This is a genomic window from Sphingobacterium daejeonense, from assembly GCF_901472535.1.
GTDB lineage: Bacteria > Bacteroidota > Bacteroidia > Sphingobacteriales > Sphingobacteriaceae > Sphingobacterium > Sphingobacterium daejeonense.
In genome coordinates this window covers 4,541,112-4,566,417 of record NZ_LR590470.1, presented here as the reverse complement: position 1 = coordinate 4,566,417, position 25,306 = coordinate 4,541,112, and the positions used below count along the sequence as shown (strand labels likewise).

Annotated in this window: 22 protein-coding genes, 2 tRNA genes and 3 rRNA genes; 13 read left to right on the top strand and 14 right to left on the bottom strand. The window is 42.0% G+C overall.

Annotation, left to right across the window (positions count from 1 at the left end; all coding sequences use genetic code 11):
* Positions 1-202: 202 nt before the first annotated feature.
* The 10 genes from FGL31_RS21675 (at position 203) to FGL31_RS21635 (ending at position 11,678) form a co-directional block, all read left to right on the top strand.
* Complete coding sequence (locus FGL31_RS21675; RefSeq protein WP_138094395.1) at positions 203-1,123, top strand: NADP-dependent oxidoreductase; 921 nt, start codon at positions 203-205, stop codon at positions 1,121-1,123.
* Between the two features lie 9 nt (positions 1,124-1,132).
* Positions 1,133-1,498, top strand: coding sequence for a TfoX/Sxy family protein (locus tag FGL31_RS21670; protein WP_138094393.1), 366 nt, complete (start codon positions 1,133-1,135; stop codon positions 1,496-1,498).
* A 590-nt stretch (positions 1,499-2,088) separates the two neighbouring features.
* Positions 2,089-3,619 (top strand): 16S ribosomal RNA (locus tag FGL31_RS21665).
* 128 nt (positions 3,620-3,747) lie between these two features.
* Positions 3,748-3,824: transfer RNA gene (locus tag FGL31_RS21660), tRNA-Ile, on the top strand.
* Between the two features lie 4 nt (positions 3,825-3,828).
* Positions 3,829-3,902: transfer RNA gene (locus FGL31_RS21655), tRNA-Ala, on the top strand.
* 145 nt (positions 3,903-4,047) lie between these two features.
* Positions 4,048-6,943: ribosomal RNA gene (locus FGL31_RS21650) — 23S ribosomal RNA — on the top strand.
* A gap of 87 nt (positions 6,944-7,030) precedes the next feature.
* Positions 7,031-7,142, top strand: a 5S ribosomal RNA gene (gene rrf / locus FGL31_RS21645).
* The 16S, 23S and 5S rRNA genes sit together here with 2 tRNA genes alongside, the layout of an rRNA operon.
* A gap of 202 nt (positions 7,143-7,344) precedes the next feature.
* On the top strand, positions 7,345-8,943 hold the full coding sequence (locus tag FGL31_RS24030; protein WP_197734363.1) for a DUF7133 domain-containing protein: 1,599 nt from the start codon (positions 7,345-7,347) through the stop codon (positions 8,941-8,943).
* Positions 8,922-10,019: a c-type cytochrome gene (locus tag FGL31_RS24025; RefSeq protein WP_197734362.1), complete on the top strand. Its 1,098-nt coding sequence runs from the start codon at positions 8,922-8,924 to the stop codon at positions 10,017-10,019. The genes FGL31_RS24030 and FGL31_RS24025 overlap by 22 nt, the downstream gene beginning before the upstream one ends.
* Positions 10,020-10,640: 621 nt before the next feature.
* Positions 10,641-11,678, top strand: a complete 1,038-nt coding sequence (locus FGL31_RS21635) for an outer membrane beta-barrel protein (protein ID WP_138094391.1) — start codon at positions 10,641-10,643, stop codon at positions 11,676-11,678.
* Positions 11,679-11,727: 49 nt separating this feature from the next.
* Here FGL31_RS21635 and FGL31_RS21630 read toward each other — a convergent pair whose 3' ends face one another.
* The 3 genes from FGL31_RS21630 to FGL31_RS21620 form a co-directional block, all read right to left on the bottom strand.
* Positions 11,728-12,174 (bottom strand): tail fiber domain-containing protein, encoded by a 447-nt coding sequence (locus FGL31_RS21630; RefSeq protein WP_099370528.1) that lies wholly within the window; start codon positions 12,172-12,174, stop codon positions 11,728-11,730.
* A gap of 42 nt (positions 12,175-12,216) precedes the next feature.
* Positions 12,217-12,528 carry a hypothetical protein gene (locus tag FGL31_RS21625; RefSeq protein WP_138094389.1) on the bottom strand — a complete coding sequence of 104 codons (312 nt, stop codon included), beginning with the start codon at positions 12,526-12,528 and terminating at the stop codon, positions 12,217-12,219.
* Between the two features lie 270 nt (positions 12,529-12,798).
* On the bottom strand, positions 12,799-13,185 hold the full coding sequence (locus FGL31_RS21620) for an SRPBCC domain-containing protein (protein WP_099370526.1): 387 nt from the start codon (positions 13,183-13,185) through the stop codon (positions 12,799-12,801).
* A 60-nt stretch (positions 13,186-13,245) separates the two neighbouring features.
* On the opposite strand from FGL31_RS21620, the gene FGL31_RS21615 reads away from it, so the two are divergent.
* Positions 13,246-14,613, top strand: a complete 1,368-nt coding sequence (locus FGL31_RS21615; RefSeq protein WP_138094387.1) for a methyltransferase RsmF C-terminal domain-like protein — start codon at positions 13,246-13,248, stop codon at positions 14,611-14,613.
* A 1-nt stretch (position 14,614) separates the two neighbouring features.
* Here FGL31_RS21615 and coaBC read toward each other — a convergent pair whose 3' ends face one another.
* From coaBC to FGL31_RS21600, 4 genes are read right to left on the bottom strand one after another with little or no spacing between them, the layout of a single operon-like run.
* Complete coding sequence (gene coaBC / locus FGL31_RS29460; protein ID WP_317131162.1) at positions 14,615-15,292, bottom strand: bifunctional phosphopantothenoylcysteine decarboxylase/phosphopantothenate--cysteine ligase CoaBC; 678 nt, start codon at positions 15,290-15,292, stop codon at positions 14,615-14,617.
* Entirely contained in the window at positions 15,273-15,818 is a 546-nt protein-coding gene (locus FGL31_RS29455; protein WP_317131113.1) for a flavoprotein, read from the bottom strand. The genes coaBC and FGL31_RS29455 overlap by 20 nt, the downstream gene beginning before the upstream one ends.
* Before the next feature lie 9 nt (positions 15,819-15,827).
* On the bottom strand, positions 15,828-16,154 hold the full coding sequence (locus tag FGL31_RS21605) for a DNA-directed RNA polymerase subunit omega (RefSeq protein WP_099370523.1): 327 nt from the start codon (positions 16,152-16,154) through the stop codon (positions 15,828-15,830).
* Between the two features lie 28 nt (positions 16,155-16,182).
* Positions 16,183-17,112 carry an outer membrane protein assembly factor BamD gene (locus FGL31_RS21600; RefSeq protein ID WP_099370522.1) on the bottom strand — a complete coding sequence of 310 codons (930 nt, stop codon included), beginning with the start codon at positions 17,110-17,112 and terminating at the stop codon, positions 16,183-16,185.
* Positions 17,113-17,375: 263 nt separating this feature from the next.
* Here FGL31_RS21600 and FGL31_RS21595 point away from each other — a divergent pair, with 263 nt between their 5' ends.
* Complete coding sequence (locus FGL31_RS21595; RefSeq protein WP_138094385.1) at positions 17,376-17,651, top strand: NifU family protein; 276 nt, start codon at positions 17,376-17,378, stop codon at positions 17,649-17,651.
* A 71-nt stretch (positions 17,652-17,722) separates the two neighbouring features.
* Positions 17,723-18,379: a peptidase associated/transthyretin-like domain-containing protein gene (locus FGL31_RS21590; protein ID WP_138094383.1), complete on the top strand. Its 657-nt coding sequence runs from the start codon at positions 17,723-17,725 to the stop codon at positions 18,377-18,379.
* Here FGL31_RS21590 and FGL31_RS21585 read toward each other — a convergent pair.
* The 7 genes from FGL31_RS21585 to FGL31_RS21560 all read right to left on the bottom strand — a co-directional run bounded on the left by FGL31_RS21585 (position 18,376) and on the right by FGL31_RS21560 (position 25,304).
* Entirely contained in the window at positions 18,376-19,605 is a 1,230-nt protein-coding gene (locus FGL31_RS21585; protein ID WP_138094381.1) for an ABC transporter permease, read from the bottom strand. The genes FGL31_RS21590 and FGL31_RS21585 overlap by 4 nt on opposite strands.
* 3 nt (positions 19,606-19,608) lie before the next feature.
* Positions 19,609-20,019, bottom strand: coding sequence for an MBL fold metallo-hydrolase (locus tag FGL31_RS29450; protein ID WP_317131112.1), 411 nt, complete (start codon positions 20,017-20,019; stop codon positions 19,609-19,611).
* Positions 20,000-20,251 carry an MBL fold metallo-hydrolase gene (locus FGL31_RS29445; RefSeq protein WP_317131111.1) on the bottom strand — a complete coding sequence of 84 codons (252 nt, stop codon included), beginning with the start codon at positions 20,249-20,251 and terminating at the stop codon, positions 20,000-20,002. Before FGL31_RS29445 ends, FGL31_RS29450 begins: the two co-directional genes overlap by 20 nt.
* A gap of 39 nt (positions 20,252-20,290) precedes the next feature.
* On the bottom strand, positions 20,291-21,034 hold the full coding sequence (locus FGL31_RS21575) for a shikimate dehydrogenase family protein (protein ID WP_138094379.1): 744 nt from the start codon (positions 21,032-21,034) through the stop codon (positions 20,291-20,293).
* Entirely contained in the window at positions 21,031-22,440 is a 1,410-nt protein-coding gene (locus FGL31_RS21570) for a tetratricopeptide repeat protein (RefSeq protein WP_138094377.1), read from the bottom strand. Before FGL31_RS21570 ends, FGL31_RS21575 begins: the two co-directional genes overlap by 4 nt.
* 231 nt (positions 22,441-22,671) lie before the next feature.
* On the bottom strand, positions 22,672-24,048 hold the full coding sequence (locus FGL31_RS21565) for an OmpA family protein (protein ID WP_138094375.1): 1,377 nt from the start codon (positions 24,046-24,048) through the stop codon (positions 22,672-22,674).
* Positions 24,049-24,290: 242 nt separating this feature from the next.
* Positions 24,291-25,304 carry an inorganic phosphate transporter gene (locus FGL31_RS21560; protein WP_099370514.1) on the bottom strand — a complete coding sequence of 338 codons (1,014 nt, stop codon included), beginning with the start codon at positions 25,302-25,304 and terminating at the stop codon, positions 24,291-24,293.
* Between the last annotated feature and the right edge of the window lie 2 nt (positions 25,305-25,306).

Genomic DNA, 25,306 nt, shown 5'->3' with positions numbered 1-25,306 from the left:
GTATCTACGAATGTTTTCGTACTCAAATCTACGAAACCTTTCGTAATACCAAAATATTTCTTTAATATTTTTTATGAAAAAAAAACAAAACATTGAAAATCAAATACATAATATTCAAATTATTTGTTTGAAATATTTGTAAACGTTAAATTCAAAACTAATTTTACGGATAAAGCATTGTTTATGTATAGGAGTGATTAAAATGAAAGCAATAATATATGATTCATTTGGAAATCTAGAATCAGGGAAATACGAGGATACGGCTAAACCTGAGCTGAAGCCGGGAACGGTGTTGATCAATGTGCTGTACGCAGGAGTGATACCATTTGATGTCAAAGTGATCGAGAAAGTAATCCCAATGCCACATATTAAGTTCCCTTTTATACCAGGAGCGGAATTTTCAGGAGTAATTGTGCAGGTAGCCAAAGATGTCGACAATTGGCATGTTGGAGATTATGTTTGTGGTAATCCAAATAGTTATGGAGGTGCTTTTGCCGATCAGATCGTCTTGAAAACTGAGGAATTGTGTAAAATTCCTGCAGGATTGGCACTTGAGTCCGCCGCCGCATGCCCCGTATCCTCCTTGGCCGCATGGCATGGACTCTTTAACGAAGGAACATTGAATAAAGGCGATAAAGTATTGATAATTGGAGCAACCGGTAATGTGGGATCTTTTGCAGTTCAATTTGCAGCACAAGCTGAATTAATCGTGTACGCTGTAGGCTCCGCGCAATATGAATATGATACCTTGGCATTGGGCGCAAACTATTATCTCGACTATAAAAAGCAGGATTACCTGGAAAACTTGCCCAAATTTGACCTCATCCTCGATATGGTAGGAGGTGAAAACCAAAAAAAATTAATACCACTCCTAAAAGAAGGAGCCGTATTTATCAGTTTGGTCAATGAGCCTGATCCCGAAGAATTGAACTTATATAATGTGAAAGGTCTTATGCTGAATTCAGGCTCTAATCCAAAACAATTGGAAGAAATCCTAGAATTGATCCAAATCGGAGAAATAAAAGTGAAGATTTCCCAAGTCTTGCTGATGCAAGATGCTGTAATAGGGTTAGAGGAAGTAAAAGATGGAAAAGAAAATGGAAAGGTAATATTGAAAAACTGATAAAGCTTTATGGCATACAATGAATTCTTAGCAGATCGGGTCAGGGAATATTTAGTTGAGAGGACGAATGAAAAGATCTCTGAAAAATCTATGTTTGGAGGATTGGCATTTTTAGTCAATGAAAAGATGTGCATCAATATTTCTTCTGATATGTTGATGTGCAGGTTTGATCCTCACCGAACAAAGGAACTGTTGGAAAGACGTGGAGTTGAACCAATGATTATGCGAGGTAAGAGTTTGGATGGATATTGTCTTGTAAATCCAGAAGGTTTTTCCAATAATGGTGACTTTGAATTTTGGATGGAAGTCTGCTTGGACTATAATCCAGTTGCCGCGATCTCAAAAAAAACGGCGAAAAAGAAAACAAAGAAATAAACATCCTTTTCTTTGCAAAACCCCTTTCGATACCCTTATAACCCTTGTTTTGGCAGATTTCGAATGATTGTTTTTAAAATTATTCGCCAATGCCATAGTGAGTTACGTGTTTCAACAAAAAATTCTTGTTACAAACTCTTGGAAGTAATGTGCAAATCTCCCTATCTTTGCACCACTCCGCAAGGGAGGAACGGCGATAACGCCACTGAAATAAAGGTAGTAGAAAGGTGAATAACCTTAACACTTATCAGGAAAACAAAAAATATTTTAAAATCAATTTTGTTTTTTAAAATAAAGTTTCTACCTTTGCAGTCCCAACAAACGGGAGCGACAACAAAACGCAATGTTTGAGTCGATAAAAATGACAGTTCAGGAGTGTTCAAAACACTCTACGACATAGAGCCGAAGCGCGAAGCGGAGGCGGGATAAGTTCTTTAAATGATCATGTAGCGCAGCGGAGTTTCCAATAGGAGACATACGCTGAAAAGATATACAAGATAAATCAATTCAGGTATCCCGGAGCGGGAGGAAAACACAAAAACAAGACGTTTCTATTTATTATGAATAGTCACGGTCTTACACTTCATTTTACAATGGAGAGTTTGATCCTGGCTCAGGATGAACGCTAGCGGCAGGCCTAATACATGCAAGTCGGACGGGATCCGGGAGTAGCTTGCTACTTCCGGTGAGAGTGGCGCACGGGTGCGTAACGCGTGAGCAACCTGCCCATATCAGGGGGATAGCCCGGAGAAATCCGGATTAACACCGCATGACACGCCGGGACGGCATCGTTCCGGCGTCAAATATTCATAGGATATGGATGGGCTCGCGTGACATTAGCTAGTTGGTGGGGTAACGGCCCACCAAGGCGACGATGTCTAGGGGCTCTGAGAGGAGAATCCCCCCACACTGGTACTGAGACACGGACCAGACTCCTACGGGAGGCAGCAGTAAGGAATATTGGTCAATGGGGGCAACCCTGAACCAGCCATGCCGCGTGCAGGACGACTGCCCTATGGGTTGTAAACTGCTTTTGCCGGGGAATAAACCCCACTACGTGTAGTGGGCTGAACGTACCCGGAGAATAAGGATCGGCTAACTCCGTGCCAGCAGCCGCGGTAATACGGAGGATCCGAGCGTTATCCGGATTTATTGGGTTTAAAGGGTGCGTAGGCGGCACTTTAAGTCAGGGGTGAAAGACGGCAGCTCAACTGTCGCAGTGCCCTTGATACTGAAGTGCTTGAATGCGGTTGAAGACGGCGGAATGAGACAAGTAGCGGTGAAATGCATAGATATGTCTCAGAACACCGATTGCGAAGGCAGCTGTCTAAGCCGTTATTGACGCTGATGCACGAAAGCGTGGGGATCGAACAGGATTAGATACCCTGGTAGTCCACGCCCTAAACGATGATAACTCGATGTTTGCGATATACCGTAAGCGTCCAAGCGAAAGCGTTAAGTTATCCACCTGGGGAGTACGCCCGCAAGGGTGAAACTCAAAGGAATTGACGGGGGCCCGCACAAGCGGAGGAGCATGTGGTTTAATTCGATGATACGCGAGGAAACCTTACCCGGGCTTGAAAGTTACTGAAGCATCCAGAGACGGATGCGTCCTTCGGGACAGGAAACTAGGTGCTGCATGGCTGTCGTCAGCTCGTGCCGTGAGGTGTTGGGTTAAGTCCCGCAACGAGCGCAACCCCTATGTCCAGTTGCCAGCACGTAAAGGTGGGGACTCTGGACAGACTGCCTGCGCAAGCAGAGAGGAAGGCGGGGACGACGTCAAGTCATCATGGCCCTTACGTCCGGGGCTACACACGTGCTACAATGGATGGTACAGCGGGCAGCTACACAGCAATGTGATGCCAATCTCGAAAAGCCATTCACAGTTCGGATCGGGGTCTGCAACTCGACCCCGTGAAGTTGGATTCGCTAGTAATCGCGTATCAGCAATGACGCGGTGAATACGTTCCCGGGCCTTGTACACACCGCCCGTCAAGCCATGAAAGCTGGGGGTACCTAAAGCATGTAACCGCAAGGAGCGTGTTAGGGTAAAAACCGGTAATTGGGGCTAAGTCGTAACAAGGTAGCCGTACCGGAAGGTGCGGCTGGAATACCTCCTTTCTAGAGCCCGCGCCGGGGCCGCTGCGCCACATACATGATCTAAAGGAAAAAAAAAGATACATTCAGAAGAAAGTGCCCATCCCGGTATCGGGGTGATCGTCACCGAGAGAAGATGAGAGAGATAAGCTAGTCCCGTAGCTCAGTTGGTTAGAGCACTACACTGATAATGTAGGGGTCAGCAGTTCAAGTCTGCTCGGGACTACCACCGCGGGGAATTAGCTCAGCTGGCTAGAGCACCTGCCTTGCACGCAGGGGGTCAACGGTTCGAATCCGTTATTCTCCACAGGTCCGCACAATTTGGTGCGCGGCGAAGAGTTCTTTGACATATTGGAAGAAAAGAGATTAACAAGAGAAGACAACAGAGGTTCACTGCAGCAATGCGGTGCACCAAGAGCAGCCCACCACTTGGCAAAAGGGGTGGTGGCGCGAAGAAAGTAAACAAGGGCACACGGGGATGCCTAGGCTCTCAGAGGCGATGAAGGACGTGATAAGCTGCGATAAGCCACGGGGATCGGCAAATGCGACTCGATCCGTGGATTTCCGAATGGGGCAACCCGGCATGCTGAAGGCATGCCATCAAATGAGGCGAACGCGCTGAACTGAAACATCTAAGTAGGCGTAGGAGGAGAAAATAACAATGATTTCCCAAGTAGTGGCGAGCGAACGGGAAAGAGCCCAAACCATGCATGTCACGGCATGCATGGGGTTGTAGGACCACGAGGTTGTACTGTGCTATGAACTGGAAGCAGGTGGGAAACTGCGCGACAAGGGTGAGAGCCCCGTACAGGCAAAGAATACAGGCATAGTGGTATCCTGAGTACCGCGGGACCGGAGAAATCCTGTGGGAATCCGCCAGCACCATCTGGCAAGGCTAAATACTCCTTGAGAGACCGATAGTGGACCAGTACCGTGAGGGAAAGGTGAAAAGAACCCCGAACAGGGGAGTGAAAAGAACCTGAAACCGTGTGCTTACAAGCGGTCGGAGCGGAAGCGATTCCGTGACGGCGTGCCTTTTGCATAATGAGCCTACGAGTTACTCTTGTCCGGCAAGGTTAATGGCTTAAGGCCAGGAGCCGAAGCGAAAGCGAGTCTGAACAGGGGCGCAGAGTCGGACGAGGTAGACGCGAAACCTTGTGATCTACCCTTGGGCAGGTTGAAGGTGCCGGTAACACGTACTGGAGGACCGAACCGATAAACGTTGAAAAGTTTCCGGATGACCTGAGGGTAGGGGTGAAAGGCCAATCAAACTGGGAAATAGCTCGTACTCCCCGAAATGTTTTTAGGAACAGCGTCGGCATGGAGTCTAGCAGAGGTAGAGCTACCGATTGGGTGCGGGGGAGTCAAATCCTACCAAATCCAGACGAACTCCGAATGCTGCTAGATATGGCCGGCAGTGAGGCTTTGGGTGCTAAGGTCCAAGGCCGAGAGGGAAAGAACCCAGACCATCAGCTAAGGTCCCCAAATCCGTTCTAAGTTGAACTAACGAGGTCCGGTTGCCCAGACAGCTAGGATGTTGGCTTGGAAGCAGCCATTCATTTAAAGAGTGCGTAACAGCTCACTAGTCGAGCGGCCGGGCGTGGATAATAAAACGGGCATCAAGAACGGTACCGAAGCTATGGATTGCAACCTCTGGTTGCACTGGTAGGGAGCATTCCATCGGGGGCGAATCCGCAGGGCGACCTGTGGTGGACCTGATGGAAAAGCAAATGTAGGCATATAGTAACGATAAGGCGGGTGAGAAACCCGCCCACCGAAAGACCAAGGTTTCCTGATCAACGCTAATCGGATCAGGGTCAGTCGGGACCTAAGGCGCATCCGAACGGAGGCAGCCGATGGCCAACGGGTTAATATTCCCGTACTGTTGATGACTGCGATGTGGTGACGGAGTAGTGACACTGCCGCGAACTGACGGAATAGTTCGTTGAAGGGCAAAAGGTATTGGACCGGTAGGCAAATCCGCCGGTACAGCCGAAGCCCGATAGTACAGCAAACCCTCGGGGGCGCTGATAGCGCAGGTAAGCAGACTTCCAAGAAAACCCGCTAAGCTCCAGGTCATCAAGACCCGTACCGCAAACCGACACAGGTGGTCGAGGAGAGGATCCTAAGGTGCTCGAGTGAATCATGGCTAAGGAACTCGGCAAAATGGCCCTGTAACTTCGGGAGAAGGGGCGCTTCCTCCACCTCCGGGTGGAGAAGCCGCAGTGAAAAGGCCCAGGCGACTGTTTAGCAAAAACATATGGCTTTGCGAAATCGAAAGATGAGGTATAAGGCCTGACACCTGCCCGGTGCTGGAAGGTTAAGAGGGGATGTCATCCTCCGGGAGAAGCATTGAATCGAAGCCCCAGTAAACGGCGGCCGTAACTATAACGGTCCTAAGGTAGCGAAATTCCTTGTCGGGTAAGTTCCGACCTGCACGAATGGTGTAACGATCTGGGCGCTGTCTCAGCCATGAGCTCGGTGAAATTGTGGTATCGGTGAAGACGCCGGTTACCCGCAACGGGACGGAAAGACCCCATGAACCTTCACTATAGCTTAACATTGAAATTGGGTACAGGATGTGTAGGATAGGCGGGAGTAGTCGAAGCGGTTTCGCCAGGAATCGCGGATACGCCCTTGAAATACCGCCCTTTCTGTATTCGGTTTCTAATCCCGGCATCCGGGAGACATTGTTTGGTGGGTAGTTTGACTGGGGTGGTCGCCTCCAAAAAGGTAACGGAGGCTTTCAAAGGTAAGCTCAGTACGCTTGGTAACCGTACGAGGAGTGCAATGGCATAAGCTTGCTTGACTGTGAGACCTACAAGTCGACCAGGGTCGAAAGACGGACATAGTGATCCGGTGGTTCTGTATGGAAGGGCCATCGCTCAAAGGATAAAAGGTACTCTGGGGATAACAGGCTGATCTCCCCCAAGAGCTCATATCGACGGGGAGGTTTGGCACCTCGATGTCGGCTCGTCACATCCTGGGGCTGGAGAAGGTCCCAAGGGTTGGGCTGTTCGCCCATTAAAGTGGCACGCGAGCTGGGTTCAGAACGTCGCGAGACAGTTCGGTCCCTATCTGTTGTGGGCGCTGGAAGTTTGAGTGGATCTGACCTTAGTACGAGAGGACCGGGTTGGACGGACCGCTGGTGAACCTGTTATGCCGCCAGGTGTACGGCAGGGTAGCTACGTCCGGGATAGATAAGCGCTGAAAGCATCTAAGTGCGAAACTAGCCACGAGATGAGACTTCCTCATAAGGGTCGTCGGAGATTACGACGTCGATAGGCCACAGGTGTAAAGGTTGAGAGACCAAAGCCGAGTGGTACTAATAGCCCGAAGCTTTCCAATGCGGATAGTCTGTTGTCCTCTCTCTTTTAAAACTCCTTTCTTCCAAATAACATGTCAATGACAGCGAAATGTCTGTCAAAAAGGTATTCAGGTGCCTATATCGGCGGTGTCCACCTCTTCCCATTCCGAACAGAGAAGTTAAGCCCGCCAGAGCCGATGGTATTGCCGTAACAGGTGGGAGAGTAGGTCGGTGCCTAATTTTATACGGGAAGCCCGTTGTCCATGTGACATCGGGCTTTCCTGTTTTATGGCCGTTCCCGAATGCCGGCAGCGGTGTTGGTTGCGTCCCAAAAGTATCATCAGCATGTTTTTATTCTCAACAAAATTCCCTATATTCAATAATCAATCTAAATCTATAGCCATTTAAACGCTAGCTACTTATTCAATTAATTCCGCAGAGAATGAAAAGAACATTAAACCTATTGTGTCTCTTCCCTTTATTACTGGGATTTACCCACACCTATGAAAGACCTAACAACCAAAACTTCACTAAGAAAGCACTCTATTCAAATCCATGGCTCTTAGGTCAGGATACTCTTAAAAATGTAGCCGGGGCTCCCGACGACCTGCAGATGGCCCTGTATACCGGACCCGAAGTAACACCAAGTCCTGCCTGTCTTGCCGTAGCTCCAACTGGTGAACTATATGTGGGTGTCGATATGATAGGATCTCTCGGAAAAGATATGGGAAAAGGATATATCCGAAGGTTCGTCGATCAAGATAACGATGGAACAGTCGACTCTCATACTGATTTTGCAAGAGTAGATAACCCAAGAGGAATATTTGTCGCTGATGACCAAGTTTATGTCCTACACACTACCTTCGACGAAAAGTCAGGATTGGCCAGCGGCATGGATCTCGTAGTATTCAAGGATAGCAACAATGATGGAGTAGCTGATGAGGATCCCAAAATACTGATCAAAGGTCTAAGTAATACCAAATACATCCAAGAGAGAGGAACCGATCATGCCACCAATGGCATAAGGATGGGAATCGATGGATGGATATATATTGCAGTTGGTGATTTTAGATTCCACAATGCTACTGCTTCCGACGGCAAAAAATTAACCATGCTTGGCGGTGGGATTCTCAGGGTGCGACCTGATGGTACCGAAATGGAAGTATATACCCATGGGCTTCGAAATATTTATGATGTGGCAATCGATCCATATATGAATATTTTTACCCGAGACAACACCAATGATGGTGGTGGCTGGGATATCAGGTTCTCACATCAGATCCAGTCCGGTGAATACGGATACCCTTTGTTGTTTCAGAATTTCACGGAAGAAATTATTCCAGCATTGGCAATGATGGGAGGCGGATCAGGAACCGGTGCCCTGTACATGGACGAAGATACGTGGCCAGAAAAATACAATAAGGTGCCGATGATGGCAGATTGGGGCAGAAATTTCCTGTTTATGCACAAAGTAGTTCCCGATGCTGCCAGTTTCAAACAAACGGAGCAGGAATTCATAAAACTACCTCAGGTCACTGATGCAGATGTGGATGGTTCAGGAAGGCTTTATTTATCAGCATGGGATGGAGCAGGGTATTCAGGTAACCCTGATAAGGGTTATGTAGTAAGAACAGTTCCTAATGGATGGACCTATAAAGCATTCCCTGACCTTAAAAGTGAATCAATAGAAGATTTGAAGAATCACCTCAAATCAGGAAGTGCTACCGCTCGCTTATATGCTTCCCAAGAATTAGTAAAAAGATCAGGGGAAGAGACTGCGCCTGCGGCATTGGAAATAGCAAAAGACAAGGATTTACCACTGAGTTCTAGGGTAGCTGGTCTATACACCTATGTTCAGATAAACCAAGAGAATGCGCAAGAGGAATTGCTCAAATTGGCAGAGGAAACTGAAATGAAGGAATTTGCTCTTAGAGCATTAACGGATAGATTGGGATCAATTGAATCAGTTCCTATTGAACCATTTATTGAAGGATTGAAAGATCCTTCTCCCGAGTTAGGGTGGTCTCTGCAGTTGGATTAGGTAGGTTGGGAAGGCCAGAAGCTGCAAATGCCCTTCTGCAAACCCCGGTGCCAGCATCTTTCGTTGCTCCCAAAAAAGGAGTCGAAGGACCTCACCACTTGCCAAACGCTGAAATTATACCAGCACATGTCGCTGTACAAGCGCTAGTAAGACTAAATGCCGTAAATCAAGCTGTAGGGTTTTTAGGAACAGAAACTCCAGACTTGGCACTTTGGGCTTTAAGGTATATGCACGACGCCCGAGCAGTGGATGGCCTGATTTCAGCATACGGCAAAACAAAGGATCAAAACCTGAAAAATAAAATCTTGCAAACATTGGCTCGCTTATATAAAAAAGAAGAAGCCTATGATGCATCTTGGTGGTGGGGAACAAGACCGGATTCCCATGGTCCATATTATAAAGCAGTCCTTTGGGAGGAATCCCCAAAGATCGAGAAATTCCTAATGGCCGAACAACAAAAAGCTGGTGCAAGCAAAAACCAATATTATGCAGACTTAAATGATAAGTTCCGAATGGAAATTGCAGCTTTTAATGTAGCTCCGAAAAAAGAGATCGCAAAAGCACCAGCTGAAAAGAAAGTCGACCTCAACAAAATATCAAGTCAAAAAGGACAAGTTGGAAAAACATCCATTGAAGATGTGATGATTGCCCTTAAAAAAGTAAAGGGCGATCCTGCAAAGGGAAAAGCTCTCTTTACAAAGCAAGGTTGCCATGCTTGTCATAGCTTATCAAAGAATGAACCTATGAAAGGGCCATTTATGGGACAGATTGGATCTATTATGAATCGTAGTCAGATTGCCGAATCAATCTTGAGACCGAATGCTTCTATCTCACAGGGTTTTTCAACAGTTTTAGTTTCTACCAAAGACAAAAAGAACATGATGGGATTTATTACTCAAGAAACCGCAGACAAAATAGTTCTGAGGGATATTGCTGGCAATGTTTCCACAGTCAAGAAAAATAATGTAGCTTCAAGAAAAGAAATGCCAAATTCCATGATGCCTCCAGGCTTGGCTAATTCATTGACAATAGAAGAATTAGCTTCTTTGGTATCATTCCTGGAAAAACAGAAATAGCGAAAGCCCAGGACGCTCTGGTTGGTGTCCCTTTACGCCATGGTTAGTGTCCCCACCAACCATCATTCGGAATTGCCTCCACATCGACCCGGTCCCTGCGTTGGTTGAGCGGAGTCGAATTTATAGCTACACCCCTACAGGGTTTAATGCCGTTGTACAACCATTTCTATAATATTTCCGCCCCGCTGGGGCGGTATGGCGTCATAGTCTTTTCAGTATTCGGTGAAGACACCGACCACGGCTTTGTATTTTATCTCCACTTTGGCTCAAAATCAAATTGTTTCAGTCTATGTTTTTGTTTTCATTGTAAATATTGTTAATAAATCTCAAATTTTAATACTAATATTACATAACAAACCAATTTTTTTAAATAAAATCCTTAAAAAACAACCGATAAACCTAAAAATCATCAATTTTAATTATTTATTTAATAAGAAAATTAAAATTATTTGTAACATTGGATTATTAATCGTTAAAAATCCAATAAAATGATGTTTTTAATTGATTTTTGTTTTCATTGTTCCGTTATTTTAAATATTTCAGTCTAATAATTACCCATTTTATTGTTTTTTTACTGAGTAAAACCTAAACATTTTAAATAAATCTCTTAAAAAACAAATTATGAAAAGATTATTATTAACATTTTTGACATTATCAGTTGTTTTTCTGTCCTTTTCTCAAGAAAATGAAGCATTACAGATCTCCGGTTATGCGGATGCATACTGGAAATACGATTTTTCTAAGCAAGAGAACATAAAAACATATTTTGCAAACGACCATAACTCAATTTCATTGGGGATGATCGGCCTTGGACTTAAAAAAGCTGTTGGAAAGGCGTCCTTCGTCGGAGAACTCGCCTTTGGACCTCGTGGACAATATTTGAGTATTGCAAATGGAGACGACAGAGAACCTAATGCCGGAAATTCATTCCATATCCAAAATTTATATGCTAGTTATAATTTTACTGATCAGCTGAGCATGACCGCAGGCTTTATGGGAACCTTTGTCGGGTATGAGGTGATTTCGCCAGCTGGAAATTTCCATTATTCCACATCCTATCTTTTCGGAGCTGGACCATTCCAAAATGCTGGTATTAAAGCTAATTATCAGTTCTCCCCAAAAGTATCAGCAATGGTCGGAATCTTTAATGATTGGAATGTGTATCGTGATCTAAACGGTGTCTCGCATTTTGGAGCACAAATCACCGTCAACCCTGTCGAAGGATTAACAGGATATCTCAATTTTTTGACCGGAAGTTCTGAAGGTGGAGAAAATAACTATAGTTCAGGGACTCTATTTGATTTGGTTGCATCCTATTCCATTTCAGAACATGTGGATTTAGCATTGAATGCTGCCGACTATACCTTTAAGTCCGAAGGTGGTTATCAAGGGGTAGCAATATACCCTAAATATAATATCAATGAAAATATCGCCGTTGGATTGAGAGGCGAGTATTTTCGAACAAAAGATGTTCAAGAAATTGAAGGTTCCGAAATACTTTCCTTCACCTTGTCGGGCCAATTCAAACATAAAGGCTTGGCAGTAATTCCTGAAATCAGACTCGATAATGATAATAGTGCAGCCTTTCTGGAATCAGATGGCCTGACAGCAACAAAAAAAGCGGCACAAGCATCTATTGCTTTCGTGTATGCCTTTTAATAAAAAGGATTCCAAGTACAAAAACTTGGAATCCTTGTAAACAAATTCGTTAATCCGTTTTCTGTTGTTGGTTCTTTAAAGCTTCAATTTCTTGCTTTAAAACCTCAATCTGATCTTGTTGCTCCTTGATTGCAGCAACCAATACCGGAATCAGCTCTTCTTTCTCAATCTCATTTACCTTGGTAACCTTATTGGCATTCTTGCCAGAAGGAACAAGGTATGAATTCGTCTTTATCAACGAAGGAAAACTTGCCGAAACACTAGTTTCCGAAAAACTAAAACGTTCACCACTCGGAAGATGTTTGCTCAATTCTTTGTCGTTGCTGTTGTTATATTGAAAACTGATAGGCTCCAAAGACTTGATCTTTTCTATACCACCAGAAACTTTGTTAATGTTTTTCTTAAGTTGATCATCTGTATTATTCTGCGCATTAGCAAAGGAGAATGTCATTAGCATAGCAAATAGCATGCTGCTATATTTTAATATAGTATTCATTGTTTTTAATTTTTTAAAGTGATTGGATTGGACGAAGGTCCTTTATGAAAGCAATAGCTGCTCAGGATTAGGAGGCGGATAATGCCTCGAAAAAGATATAAAGGGCAAAGACAGAGACTTTAAGCCTACCTGAACATTTAAATCGAAGATCGGACTGAATATAATATACCTTTCAGAGTTTATATATTCATCTTCCAAACTATTCTTCAATTCCTCTTCTTCGGATTCTCCTGGTTCGTTAGAATAATCAACAATTTCTGAAGCATGACTCTGCATAAGATAAGTCTTCCCCTTTACCAATAAGGAAAAACCTAAAATAATTGTAAGTATAAGTCCCGTATATCTCCAGTTCATCAATAGTAGATTTTCTTTCACAAAAATACGGAAAAAATTAAAAACAATCTAATTTTTAAAGTCTTTACTCATTGATAGATAATGAGTTATAATTATAAATCAACTTAAAGAAATTTAATTCATAATTTGAAAATCACCTCGTTTTAAGAAGGGTTTTTATAAAAATTTCATGCGATTTTTTAAAAAGACATTAAAACCATAAGAAATTATGCATTCAAATTTCTAGAAAAAAATTTCAGCAGCCAAAATTTTGTTTTTTCTGTTGAATTTCTAATCCTCTTCTTCGTAAAATTCTACCAAAGATGATATATAAGGGTCGTCCCAACCAGCAGTAATATCATCAAACGCCTCATCCGGAATATTTGTCTGCCGAACTTCCAATGAAGTACCTTTCTTATGCTCATGCAGTTTCAACGTAACTATTGAGGGTTCATCCTGTTCTCCAAAGTACCATTCTTGTACAATTTTACTAAAAGGTTCAAGTTCCAGAAACTTCCCTTCTATTGCACCATCCCACATCGAAAACTCACCCCCCGGTACTGGGTCTATCTCCACAAGATCCCCAGTCCACAATCTTATCGTTATCTCTGTCGTCAATGCACGGTATAGTTCTTCAGGACTTGCAGGAATTGTATAATATTTTTTAAAATCTTTCATTCTATATTTTTATGGAAAAAGGATAATTCCTGTAAATTTACATAGATTTATTAGCATAATATGAGTAATATTCTCCCGAATTCATTAGTAAGAAGACTAGGAAGCAATCCCCTGTTTGATCAAGAAGCATTTTTGGCAGCCCATGAAAGCGGTGAGAAATTAACTTCTATCCGGATAAACCCAAAAAAAGAAACAAAACTAGACTTCGATCTAGACACTCAAGTGCCTTGGTGCAAGAACGGGTATTATTTGGAATCTAGACCAAAATTCACTTTGGATCCCTTGTTTCATGCAGGTTGCTACTATGTGCAGGAAGCATCATCGATGTTCATCGAGCATATAATAGATTTCCTAAAACTTAGTTCTGAAGAAATAAAAGCTCTCGATGTCTGTGCCGCTCCTGGAGGGAAATCCACCTTATTGAATGCATGCTTGAATCAAGAGAGTTTATTGGTGTCAAATGAAATCATTAAAAGCAGATCAATAGTCCTTCAAGAAAATATGATGCGCTGGGGATATGCCAATGTAGTTGTCACCAATAATGACCCATCAGCGTTCAGACGACTGCCCGGATTTTTTGACCTGGTATTGGTGGATGCACCATGTTCCGGCTCAGGAATGTTCAGAAAAGATGAAGATAGCATAGATGAATGGTCAGAAGCAAATGTCAAATTATGCAGCGAAAGACAGCAACGAATACTGTCTGAAATCCTACCTTCAATAAACAGCAATGGATATTTACTCTATTCCACGTGTTCTTATTCAATAGAAGAAAACGAAGAGATCCTGGATTGGCTCATTGATGAATATAATCTCGAAAGTATTCAAGTCCCATTAAATACCGCCTGGGGAATTGAGGAGACCGATTCTCCTAAGAACAAAGCTTTTGGATATCGATTTTACCCACACAAAGTGAAGGGGGAGGGCTTCTTTATTGCAGCCTTGAAAATGAAAAACATTCAACCCCGTTTTTCTTTCAAGAAAATGAAATTCGAAAAATCACCAGTCCCTAAAGATGGATTAAGTCCATGGGTTGAGAATATGGATGAATTTTCAACATTGGTACATAATGAGAACGTTCATATATTCCCAAAGCATCTCGAAGCAAGTATAAAAGCTTTGCAGCAAGTCCTCTATCTAAAGAATGCTGGGACAATGATTGGTAAATGGCTTGGAAAAGAACTCGTTCCATCCCATGATCTTGCCCTAAGTATCCATAGAAATAACACCTTGCCCGCCGTAGAATTGAATATTGATGACGCACAAAACTTCTTGAGAAAAGAACAACTTGATATTGAAATATTCACCTCCGTGAAAAAAGGATGGTGCCTTGTAAACTACAAGGGTGAATCGCTGGGATGGGTGAAAGTATTGGGAAATAGGATCAATAATTACTATCCAAAAGAAGTTCGGATAGCGAATCTATAATTTACTTGTTTTGCTCTTTTATAATTAATTCACAGATGTCTCTTGCAACTTCGTCTTTTGATTTAAGGTCGAATGAAAGGACCTCAGCATTCTTATTGATGACAGTTACCTTATTGGTATCATGAGCAAAGCCGGCGCCCTTATCTTGCATCGAATTTAGCACGATAAAATCAAGGTTTTTCCTTTTCAGTTTATCTATGGCATTATCCAGCTCATTGTTGGTTTCCAATGCAAATCCCACTAAAGTCTGATGGTCTTTTTTGACTTTCCCCAATGTTGCAAGGATATCTGTGGTTTTCTTGAGCGCAATGCTGAAATCTTCAGCCTTTTTCTTGATCTTCTGGTTGGCCACCTCAATCGGAGTATAATCCGCTACTGCAGCGCTCATGACCGTGATGTCAGAATCTTCAAAGTATTTGCTGCAGGCGGCAAGCATCTGTTCTGCTGACTGCACGTTGATACGCTCTATTCCAGCTGGGGTTTCCAATGATGTTGGTCCGCTTACCAAAGTCACCTTTGCGCCCAAATGCTGAAGCTGTTTTGCAATGGCATAGCCCATTTTTCCGCTCGAATGGTTGCCAATAAACCGAACAGGGTCTATTGCCTCATAAGTCGGTCCTGCAGATACCAAGGCTTTCTTCCCTTGAAGGGGAGCACTCTCAGAAAATGATGAAACGATAAAATCGAATATTTTCCTCAGGCTCCGCTAAACGGCCTTCGCCAAATAGACCGCTGGCAAGTTCTCCTTTACCCGGAGGGATAATGATATTGCCATATTCCTTGAGGAGCTTGAGGTTATGAACAACCGAAGGGTGCTTCCACATGTCCAGATCCATAGCTGGAGCAAAAAAAACTTTGCTCTTGGCAGAAAGATAAACTGCCTGCAATAAATTGTCACAGATCCCCTGTGCGCTCTTGGCAAGGGTATTCGCCGTAGCCGGTGCAATCAGAATAAGGTCTGCTGATTCTGCAATATGGACATGGTTGTTCCATTCCCCTGTTTTCTGATCATAATAATCTACAAAAACGGGGTTGTTCGAAAGGGTGGAAAGAGTAAGGGGAGTAATGAACTGGGTAGCCTCTGAGGTCATGATAACCTGAACAGTGGCGCCCGATTTCCTTAGTAATCTTACCAATGTTGCAATCTTATAAGCGGCGATACTGCCGCTTATACCAATTACAATATGTTTGTCCCTTAAAGACATGGTAATTGCTTACTCTTGTTCTTTAGAAGGGTTCCTAAAGTAAACTTTGTCGTGCAAGAATTCATCAATAGCAACTAATGTCGGTTTTGGCATCCTCTCGTAGTGCTTTGAGATCTCAATCTGCTCACGGTTTTCAAACACTTCCTCTAAGTTATCATTGCTGCTAGCAAATTCCGACAACTTGGAGTTCAATTCTTCCTTCATGTCAACAGCAATTTGGTTTGCACGCTTGCTGATCACTACGATCGACTCATACAAGTTTTCTGTGCTTTTGTCCAACTCCCTTAAATCGCGAGTTACTGTCGTGTTTGGAACGGTATTTTTATTCTGACTCATATATAAATAAAAATGAATGTACTAAAGATTATTGTTGATTGTTATTGTTTTTCTCTTCAATCGGAATACCAGTAGGAGTTGAAATCCCCAAATCTGCTTCCCGCTGTTTCCTTGCCTTCTCGTCGTTTGCCATAATCTTCAATGCTGTGGCAATCTTACGGTCGGCACTGCTGCGAAGACCATTTAATTCATTGCCGTACTTACTCTCCGGATAATGTTCAGTGAAACTTTCATAATAGTCAATCATCTGGTTGAACCTTTCTTCTTGACGGTGAGGGTAGGAGTTGTCAGCAAATAAATACTGCGACTTCACTAATAAATATTCAATGTCTTCAGCATGTCTTGTATCTGGATATACTTTCAAAACATTCTCCAATGCAATTACCGCCGCACGATAATCATCAGGCAAGCCCATGTTATAGTACAACTTCGCATTGTCAAATGCTTTTTTCTCCAATTTGTCGCGCAGGTTCTGGATCAAATCCCCAGCTTCCTTCGCACGCTCCGATTCTGGATATAAATTCACGAACAATTGCAGCTGATCAATGGCCTTACGCGTATTGTCCTGATCTAAATTAGACCTCGGTGAATCCAAATAATAGCAATATGCCGACATAAATCTACATTCCTCAGCTCTAGGACTGTTCGGATAATTGTCCGCAAAGTTCTTGAAGTGAAACCTCGCCGCAATATAATCCTTTAGCCTGTAGGCCGAAAATGCAGTATAATAATTGAGGTCCTCCGCATCTGCGGTGCCTCGATACTTCGCTAATAAATCTTGAAATAAGGTCAATGCCTTGGAGTACTTTTCCTTTTCGTAGTACTTTACAGCCTCCTGATACTTCATTTGTACATTATTGCTTGCGCGTAGTTTTTCAAATTTACTCTTGCAACTACCCAAGCCTAATAAAAGAAACAAGCCGACAATTAGGCTAAATACATGATTCTTTAAAAACATCCCACAAAGATACGTGAATTAATACTAATTTTCAATTATTTAATAATACGCGAAAATACTTCATTTCGATAATTAACAGCTTTGCCCAACGACCCTTTTAACAATCTTTAACTTAAAAGCCCTAATCCAACTCAAATCAAGATTTTAACAGCATTTATTTACATCCCCTAAAAGTCAGCAGAATGTTGAATTCCAAGTGCCAATTCCTCATATAAATAAAATATTACCTATATTTACGTTTAAATATTTTATCTGAATTTATAATGACCTTATTAGAGAGAGTAGAGCAAGCATTGGATTCTATCAGACCTTATTTACAGACTGATGGTGGTAACGTTTCTATCGAAGAAATTACACCTGACAATGTTGTGAAACTTAGATTGTTGGGAACCTGTGCCAACTGCTCTATGAGCATTATGACTTTTAAGGCTGGGCTGGAACAAGCAATTAAAAAAGCTGTACCAGAGATCGTCGCAGTGGAAGCCATCAATCTAACAGATATGAATGATCCAAATGCGATCAACCCCAATCAATTGTAATAAAAATTTTAGATGCAGTTAACACTATTTAACAGCATCTTAAGTATGATTTTCCATAGTTTTGTTGCTAAATGAAATTCCTACAAAAATATATCATTCTTGCTGTTCTATTGACAGTTGCCCTTTGCACGAATGCTCAGGACAAAAAAGTCGTGCAAGTTTCTGGGTATATTATCGCAGAAGGGACCGAAATAGCAGTGCCGTATGTGTCAATCAGGAATGAAAGCTATGGCAATGAAACCTTTGCCGCCAACCATGAAGGATTCTTCTCTTTTGTAGCCCATGTCGGCGATGAAATCGTATTTTCTTCTATCGGATATAGATCAGTGCGAATCAGCATTCCAAATGTAGACTCCGATAAATTTACAACCCGAATTGAAATGATGCCCACCATTGAGGAACTGCCAGTCGTAACAGTTGGGCCGCCATTGCCATGGGCAAGTATCGAAGAATTCAATATGGAGTTCCTTGCACTCAATATTGGTGGCGATGATGTCATGACCGCTAAAAGGAATTTGTCTCCCCAAGCATTGGCATCCCTTTCGAAGATCGTTCCTAGAAGCGCCGAAGAAATACAAACTTTCAATACCTTTCAGAGACATATCAATATGTCAAACAAAGCGATCAACCAAAATATGGCAAATCCACTGTTAAATCCTTTTGCATGGGGACAATTGATCAATCAGATCAAAAGGGGAGATTTCAGTAGAGAACGGTTAAAGTATTAATTCGACTCCAAAGCACCACGCCTATTTATTCCACGGATATTAAGCCTGGAAGCCATATATGATACCAATGTCGATACGACCATAACCGTCACAAAAATCAATACCAAATCCATATACCTGATATCAACAGGATAAGCATCAAATAAAGACCCTTCGCTAGTCGTTACAAATCCGAATTGTTCCTGCAGCAAGCAGAATACCAAACCCAAAAACGCACCGATGACCGAACCAATAAGCGCAATCAAGATTCCCTGATAAAAAAAGATATTCTGGATAAGGTTGTTGTTCGCTCCTAAACTGTTCAATACCACCATATCCTGCTTTTTATCAATAACAAGCATCGTCAAGGAACCGATAATATTGAAGATGGCGATAATTCCTATAATCGTTACGATAAAGAATACTATCCATTTCTCTGACCTCACGGTTTTATAAAGAGTAGGATTTTGCTGCTCCCGGTTCTTGACGATGTAATCAGAGCCCAATAGATCCTGTATTTCTTTTTGTAGAGCAGAAGAATTGTTGTTCTGACCATATAGCTCAATCGCAGAGATATTGTCATGTTCATTGAGTAAATCCTTGGCGAAATCAATCGGTACAATGATCAGGTCTTCAAAGCCCGGTTGGTAACCTAGAATAGCACTAGGCCGGATTACACGTGACCGAATATCCTCAAGCGGATTGATATTGTTTGGAGAAGCTTTCTTGTCAGGTATATGAAGCAAGATTTGGTTGTCGTTGCCCTGAAGGGGTACCTGCAGGTTAGCTTGGACCGTAGTCCCTAGAATAGCATAAGCTGTACTGTCAATTTCTACTTCCAAATTCCCTTCCAGTAACATCTGTTCATTTGCTACATGGTGCAGGCTCTTGGGCTCTACACCTTTTAATCGACCGATAAACTGTTGCTGGTTGTGCTCCGCCAATATCTTGTCCTCAAGGACTTCACTGTAAGATGAAATCTCCGGTAATGATCTAATCTTTTTGAAAGATTCGCTCTGTGTAGAAAACACCTTGCCAGATGACGGCTCGATCCGGAATTCTGGAGAAAAGGTGCTGTATTGCGAAAGGATAAAATTCTCCAAGCCATTGTAAAAAGAAAGTACAATGACCAAGGCCATCGTGCTCACCAAGACTCCAATCATACTGATCGATGAGATAATATTGATAGCATTGACGGACTTCTTCGAAAAGAGATATCGCTTCGCAAAAAATAAAGGGAGCTTCATGATTTACGCTCGTATAAATGGATTTGTTCTTTTTTCTTCTCCAACAGTGGTACTAGGGCCATGTCCCGGATAGACAACCGTTTCTTCAGGCAATGTGTAGATCTTTGTAGCAATGCTATTCAATAATTGCTGATGATTGCCGCCAGGAAGATCCGTTCTACCGATGCTGTTCTTGAAAAGCACATCACCACCAATCAAAAAGTTGTGTTTTGAACTGTGAATACAAAGGTGAGCAGGGGAGTGACCCGGAGCCAAGATGAAGGACAGTTGCTCATCTCCAAGTTGGATAATGTCGGATTCGTCCAAAAAAGTCTCGGGAATCGGTGAAGGCTCGTATCGTATGCCCATCTGGGGGGCATAATTCTGCACCTGGATCACCAAAGGCAATTCACCTTCATGAAATTGTGGGGTCAACCCATAGGTTTTCTGCAACAAATTTATTCCCCAAAACATGGTCAATATGGCCATGTGTATTGATCAAATGAACAGGTTTGAGACCATTCGAGTCTATATAATCTTTTAGCTGATTCTCTTCTTGATAATTGTGCATTCCAGGATCAATGACAATACAGTTTTTTGCATCATCATAAATTAAATAGGTGTTTTCCTGATAAGGGTTGAATACAAATGTCTTGATATGTAGCATATCCAAAAATAGGAAATATTTCTAAGCAATTGGCCGAATCTATTGATTCCAGATCTCCCAGTTTTTTTCAGCCTGCAGGACCAACATCTCATAACCATTTTTGATCATGGCACCTTTTTCTTTTCCTTTTTTCAAAAAGCTGGTCTCTTCAGGGTTATAGATCAGATCATATAAAAGGTGGTCAGCACCTATAGCTTCATAGGGTAGGTCAGGATGCTCTTCAATATTTGGAAATGTACCTAAAGGAGTGCAGTTGATCAACAACAAATGATCCTTGATAATTTCAGGACTCAGATCTGAATAGGAAAGATTGTCGGAAGTTTTGGTACGGCTCACGATTTGATAAGCTATCCCTAAGCGGTTCAGGGAATAAACAACAGCTTTAGTAGCCCCGCCGTTTCCAAAAACCAACGCTTTCTGATGATGTGGTTTTAACAGTGGACGTAGGGACATCTCAAAGCCATAAGCATCGGTGTTGAAGCCCTTCAGATACACTCCCTGATCAATATGCTTGATCTGTATACAATTTACTGCCCCAATTTCCTCTGCTTCCTCTGAAAGTTCATTTAAATAGGCCATGACATCCTTTTTATAAGGAATAGTCACATTGACACCATAAAAATCCGAATTGTTCAAATACAGGGATGGGAAGTCAGTAATTGAAGAAATAGGGTATAGATCATAATCAATATGGTCTATACCCTCGTTCTTGAATTTCTCTTGATAATATTTTTTTGAGAAGGAGTGGCCCAATGGATAGCCAATCAATCCTAATTGCTTCATCTTCCTTCTGTATATTTCTTGATAATATCTACGATTATTTGATTTCCCTGTAGCTGAGGTAAATATTCAAATAATATATAATGCTTCTCTGGTTCAACATTCAGAGCCAACTCCAAGAAACTCAAAGCTTCTGTGTATTTCCCTGCTGCAAACATGTAAGCAACCATCCTATAATAAAGGGTTGCCTCATCAAGATTACATTTAATAGCTTCTGAAATCACTTCAATGGCTTCATCCAACCTGCTCTGTTCAAACAATAGCGATGAATAGTCCAACCATGCTTCCGCATCCGTAGGATTTAATTCCACAACTTTAGAATAGGCCTCGATGGATTGTTCAAACTGCTTCAGCTTATAACGAGCATCTGCAATGGCAAACCAATAGTCCGGATTCTCATCGTCTATTTCCAATGCTTTTTTATAGAAATGCAAGGATTCAAAATAACGTTCCTCGAAATCCAAGGTTACGCCAATCCCAAACCAGGCATCACTTTGGTTGCTGTCCAGTTTTACCGCTTTTTTGTAAAATTGTCTTGCCTGGTCCATCAGCTCCAACTTCTCATAGCATTCTCCAATCGCACAATAGGTGTCGGCATTTGGAGTTTCATGCTCGAATGTCTGTTTATAAACATCGATGGCCTCAGCATATCGATCCAAGTTTACCAAAGCATTGCCCTTGTTAAAATAGGCGGATGAAAAACTCTCATTGATCAAAATAGCATAGTCATATGCATCGATCGCCGCGTTGAAATCACCCAATTTATGGTAAGCATTCCCTAAATTATACCATGCGGCATAAGAATAAGGGTCCGTATCGATATATTGTAAGTAAAACTGAATACTTTCTTGCTGCTGTTCCAGGACATCATAGCAAAAAGCTATCTCATAAAGAGCCTCCTGGTTGTCCATGTTGACCTTCAGGCATTTCTTGAGATAGGTAATAGCCTTTTGATATGACCCTTGCATCTGGTAAAGTCCAGCGATTTGGTAATAGACCTCATCCTTGGCATCACTGAGCTCCAATGCTTTGAAGAAATTCTCCTCAGCAAGGGCATGTTCCTGTAGGGAAGAGAGAATGGTACCTTTGATCAGGTAAATATCTCCTTCCGATGGTTCCAGTAGTTCTGCTTTGTTCAGAGCGTCAAGTGCAGGTTCATATTGAAGCGTGCTTGCCAGCAATTGTGCCTTCTTGATCAAGAACATGGTCTCGAAAGGGTGCTGTGCAGACGCAAATTCTATAACCTGTAGACCTTTGATTGGATCGTTCTTAGAAATATAATAGTCTATTATGCTTTCAAAGGCTTTTGCATCAAAAAAGTATTGATCTTCATTCCGAAGCATTTCCTCATAGCGATCCACTGATATCTTTTGTTCTTCAGGGGACCCAAATTCAAAATCTTCTTCCATTATACTCCTCTTTTAAATTTTTATCGTACTCTCCAATTCCTTAATGAAAATACTATTTTTTGAACATCTTAATATGCAATTGTTTTCAACATATTCACATTTATAGACTCCATGATTCTGCAAATGTAAAGTTTAAAAAGTAATTACATTGTAAATACTTGGTTGTTAACCATAAAAAAAGCCAGCTGAAACAGCTGGCTCTTTGTATTTCAAATTGTTAATTTCTAACAATTATTTTTTGATCTCAACACGACGGTTTTGAACGCGACCTTCTTCAGTGTCGTTAGAAGCAACTGGGTTAGCTTCACCGTAACCTGTAGCTGTGATGCTTGATGCAGATACACCAGCGTTAACTAGGTATTGTTTTACTGCGTTAGCACGGTCAGTTGACAAGTTCATGTTGTAAGCTTCAGTACCTTCAGCAGATGCATAACCATCTAAAGTAACTGTAGCGTTGTTGTCTTTCAATTCTTTAGCCAATTTGTCTAAAGTAGAGTAAGATTCAGTTTTCAATACTGAGCTATCGAATTCGAATTGAATTGGAGCGAAGTATCCTGCAGAACCTTCAGTCAATTGCTGAGCTTCTGGGAATTTGATAGGACATCCAGAACCATCAACTACTGTACCAGCAGGAGTACCTGGACATTTATCGAATTTATCAGATACACCGTCACCGTCTGAATCTTTGCTTAATTGATCAACAGTACCTTCTAATGTAGATACGCGTTGTTTCAATGCTTCAACCTCGTTACGTAATGAAGGGTCTTTCAACTCATCATATAATGTAGCAACTGGGTTAGTGAATGTTAAGCTTTCTTTATCACGTGAACCTAAAGTGAACTCTAAACCACCGTATACGTTAGAGAATTTTTGTTTTCCGTCGTAACGAACTGGTCCGTATAACAAGTTGTCATCAGTGAAGTTCATTGTGTAACCTAAGTTCAAGGCAACAACTTCTGATAATTTGAATTTAACACCAACACCAACTGGGATAAATCCTGTTAAACGGTTGTCTTTGTCACCAGTTTTTTCACGGTCACCGAAGATTTCTTCTCCCCAGTTACCTGCATTGTTGTAAACTTCGTTACCAGTGAAATCGTTGTTAGCGAATTGTACTGGGTTGTGAGCCATAACACCTAAACCAACTTTAGCGTAGAAGTTAACAGCGTTTTCTCTTCTCATGAAGTCGATAGTACCCAATTGGAATACACCATTTAAGCTAGCTGCCCAGTTAACTGAAGTCTCAGCAGATCTTGCACCGTTTGCAGTCTCAGGAGCAGTTACTAAGTCATGGTTGTAAGTTTTGATACGACCACGGTTACCTTCCAATTCTAAACCGAATAAGTGAGAGAATTGTTTACGGATAGTTAATCCATAATACTCACCTACTTTGTTTTGGAAATAACCAACTTTTTGACCGAAACCGTTTTGGCCACCTAAGATAGTGTTAGGAGTAGTAATACCACCTTGAACACCGATTGACCAAGTTCTGTATTGTGATCTACCACCAAATACAGTTGGGGTTTGTGCTTGTGCAGTTTCTGCGAAACCTAAAGCGGCTACTAATGAAGCTGCAACAGCTGTTTTTTTAATTGTAGAATAGTTCATACTCTTTTTTTTAAGGTTATTAAAATTTTTAATTGTTTCTAGTTGTTCAAAATCAATTTAACATAACTTAACAATAACGATGCCAAAAAATGTTAAATCCAGAAAAGCTCATAATTATGTTTATTTAACACGCTTTTGCCGCGTAAAAATACTTATTAACATTAAATAACACAAATTTTTTGTCAAAACTTTATTATCATTCAATAAATATAGCAATAATACAGCTCCCTGTATGATTTTTACTACAGAATATAATGAATTATAGCCAAAGTTAACCCTCCCAACAAGGCGCTGACAGGTATCGTCAAGATCCAAGCCCATAATAAACTGATCGTCACACCCCACCTCACTGCCGAAACACGCTTAACCAAACCAACTCCTATAATAGATCCCGTAATCGTATGAGTCGTCGATACTGGAATACCAAAATGCTCCGTAATACCCAACGTGATCGCTCCAGCAGTCTCCGCACTAACACCCTCCAATGGCGTAACCTTCGTGATCTTCGTACCCATGGTCTTCACGATCTTCCATCCGCCACTCATCGTACCGGCAGCAATAGCGGCATAACAGGTCAATGGAACCCATTCCGGCATCTCCTCAAAACTGCCTATCACACCCTGAGCTATCAAAGCCGTAGCAATAATACCCATAACTTTTTGAGCGTCGTTACCTCCGTGCGCGAAGCTCAACGCACCCGAAGATACCAATTGCAAGATCTTAAACCATTTCTCTGCAACAGCAGGCCTCGCTTTCTTACAGATATTGATAATAATCAATGTAATGATGATCGATATAATCATACCCACCAATGGAGCCAAGACTATAAATGATACAATCTTTAAAGTTGCACTCAAGTTGATCGCATCAATAGGATTCGCCCCAACGAAAAGCGCATAGGCCATCCCCGATCCAGCAAAACCGCCAATCAAGGTATGACTCGAACTCGATGGAATGCCATAATACCAAGTAAATAGGTTCCAGGCAATCGCCGCAACCAAACCTGCAAAAATTACCTCGAGCGTAATATATTCCTCTATCACCGTCTTGGCAATCGTGTTGGCTACCTTATGATCCGTAAAAACAAAATATGCAACGAAATTGAATAGTGCCGCCCATAATACCGCCATAAATGGTGTCAGTACCTTGGTCGAAACGATAGTCGCAATGGAATTGGCTGCATCGTGAAATCCATTGATGTAATCAAATGCAATCGCCAAAACGACAACGACAATTAATAATGTGGTTATACCCATAA

Bases quoted from the DNA above. Each gene is read 5' to 3' on its own strand.
- FGL31_RS21675 (WP_138094395.1), top strand. From the start codon at position 203: ATGAAAGCAATAATATATGATTCATTTGGAAATCTAGAATCAGGGAAA.
- FGL31_RS21670 (WP_138094393.1), top strand. From the start codon at position 1,133: ATGGCATACAATGAATTCTTAGCAGATCGGGTCAGGGAATATTTAGTT.
- FGL31_RS24030 (WP_197734363.1), top strand. From the start codon at position 7,345: ATGAAAAGAACATTAAACCTATTGTGTCTCTTCCCTTTATTACTGGGA.
- FGL31_RS21635 (WP_138094391.1), top strand. From the start codon at position 10,641: ATGAAAAGATTATTATTAACATTTTTGACATTATCAGTTGTTTTTCTG.
- FGL31_RS21630 (WP_099370528.1), bottom strand. From the start codon at position 12,174: ATGAATACTATATTAAAATATAGCAGCATGCTATTTGCTATGCTAATG.
- FGL31_RS21625 (WP_138094389.1), bottom strand. From the start codon at position 12,528: ATGAACTGGAGATATACGGGACTTATACTTACAATTATTTTAGGTTTT.
- FGL31_RS21620 (WP_099370526.1), bottom strand. From the start codon at position 13,185: ATGAAAGATTTTAAAAAATATTATACAATTCCTGCAAGTCCTGAAGAA.
- FGL31_RS21615 (WP_138094387.1), top strand. From the start codon at position 13,246: ATGAGTAATATTCTCCCGAATTCATTAGTAAGAAGACTAGGAAGCAAT.
- FGL31_RS29455 (WP_317131113.1), bottom strand. From the start codon at position 15,818: ATGTCTTTAAGGGACAAACATATTGTAATTGGTATAAGCGGCAGTATC.
- FGL31_RS21605 (WP_099370523.1), bottom strand. From the start codon at position 16,154: ATGAGTCAGAATAAAAATACCGTTCCAAACACGACAGTAACTCGCGAT.
- FGL31_RS21600 (WP_099370522.1), bottom strand. From the start codon at position 17,112: ATGTTTTTAAAGAATCATGTATTTAGCCTAATTGTCGGCTTGTTTCTT.
- FGL31_RS21595 (WP_138094385.1), top strand. From the start codon at position 17,376: ATGACCTTATTAGAGAGAGTAGAGCAAGCATTGGATTCTATCAGACCT.
- FGL31_RS21590 (WP_138094383.1), top strand. From the start codon at position 17,723: ATGAAATTCCTACAAAAATATATCATTCTTGCTGTTCTATTGACAGTT.
- FGL31_RS21585 (WP_138094381.1), bottom strand. From the start codon at position 19,605: ATGAAGCTCCCTTTATTTTTTGCGAAGCGATATCTCTTTTCGAAGAAG.
- FGL31_RS29445 (WP_317131111.1), bottom strand. From the start codon at position 20,251: ATGCTACATATCAAGACATTTGTATTCAACCCTTATCAGGAAAACACC.
- FGL31_RS21575 (WP_138094379.1), bottom strand. From the start codon at position 21,034: ATGAAGCAATTAGGATTGATTGGCTATCCATTGGGCCACTCCTTCTCA.
- FGL31_RS21570 (WP_138094377.1), bottom strand. From the start codon at position 22,440: ATGGAAGAAGATTTTGAATTTGGGTCCCCTGAAGAACAAAAGATATCA.
- FGL31_RS21565 (WP_138094375.1), bottom strand. From the start codon at position 24,048: ATGAACTATTCTACAATTAAAAAAACAGCTGTTGCAGCTTCATTAGTA.
- FGL31_RS21560 (WP_099370514.1), bottom strand. From the start codon at position 25,304: ATGGGTATAACCACATTATTAATTGTCGTTGTCGTTTTGGCGATTGCA.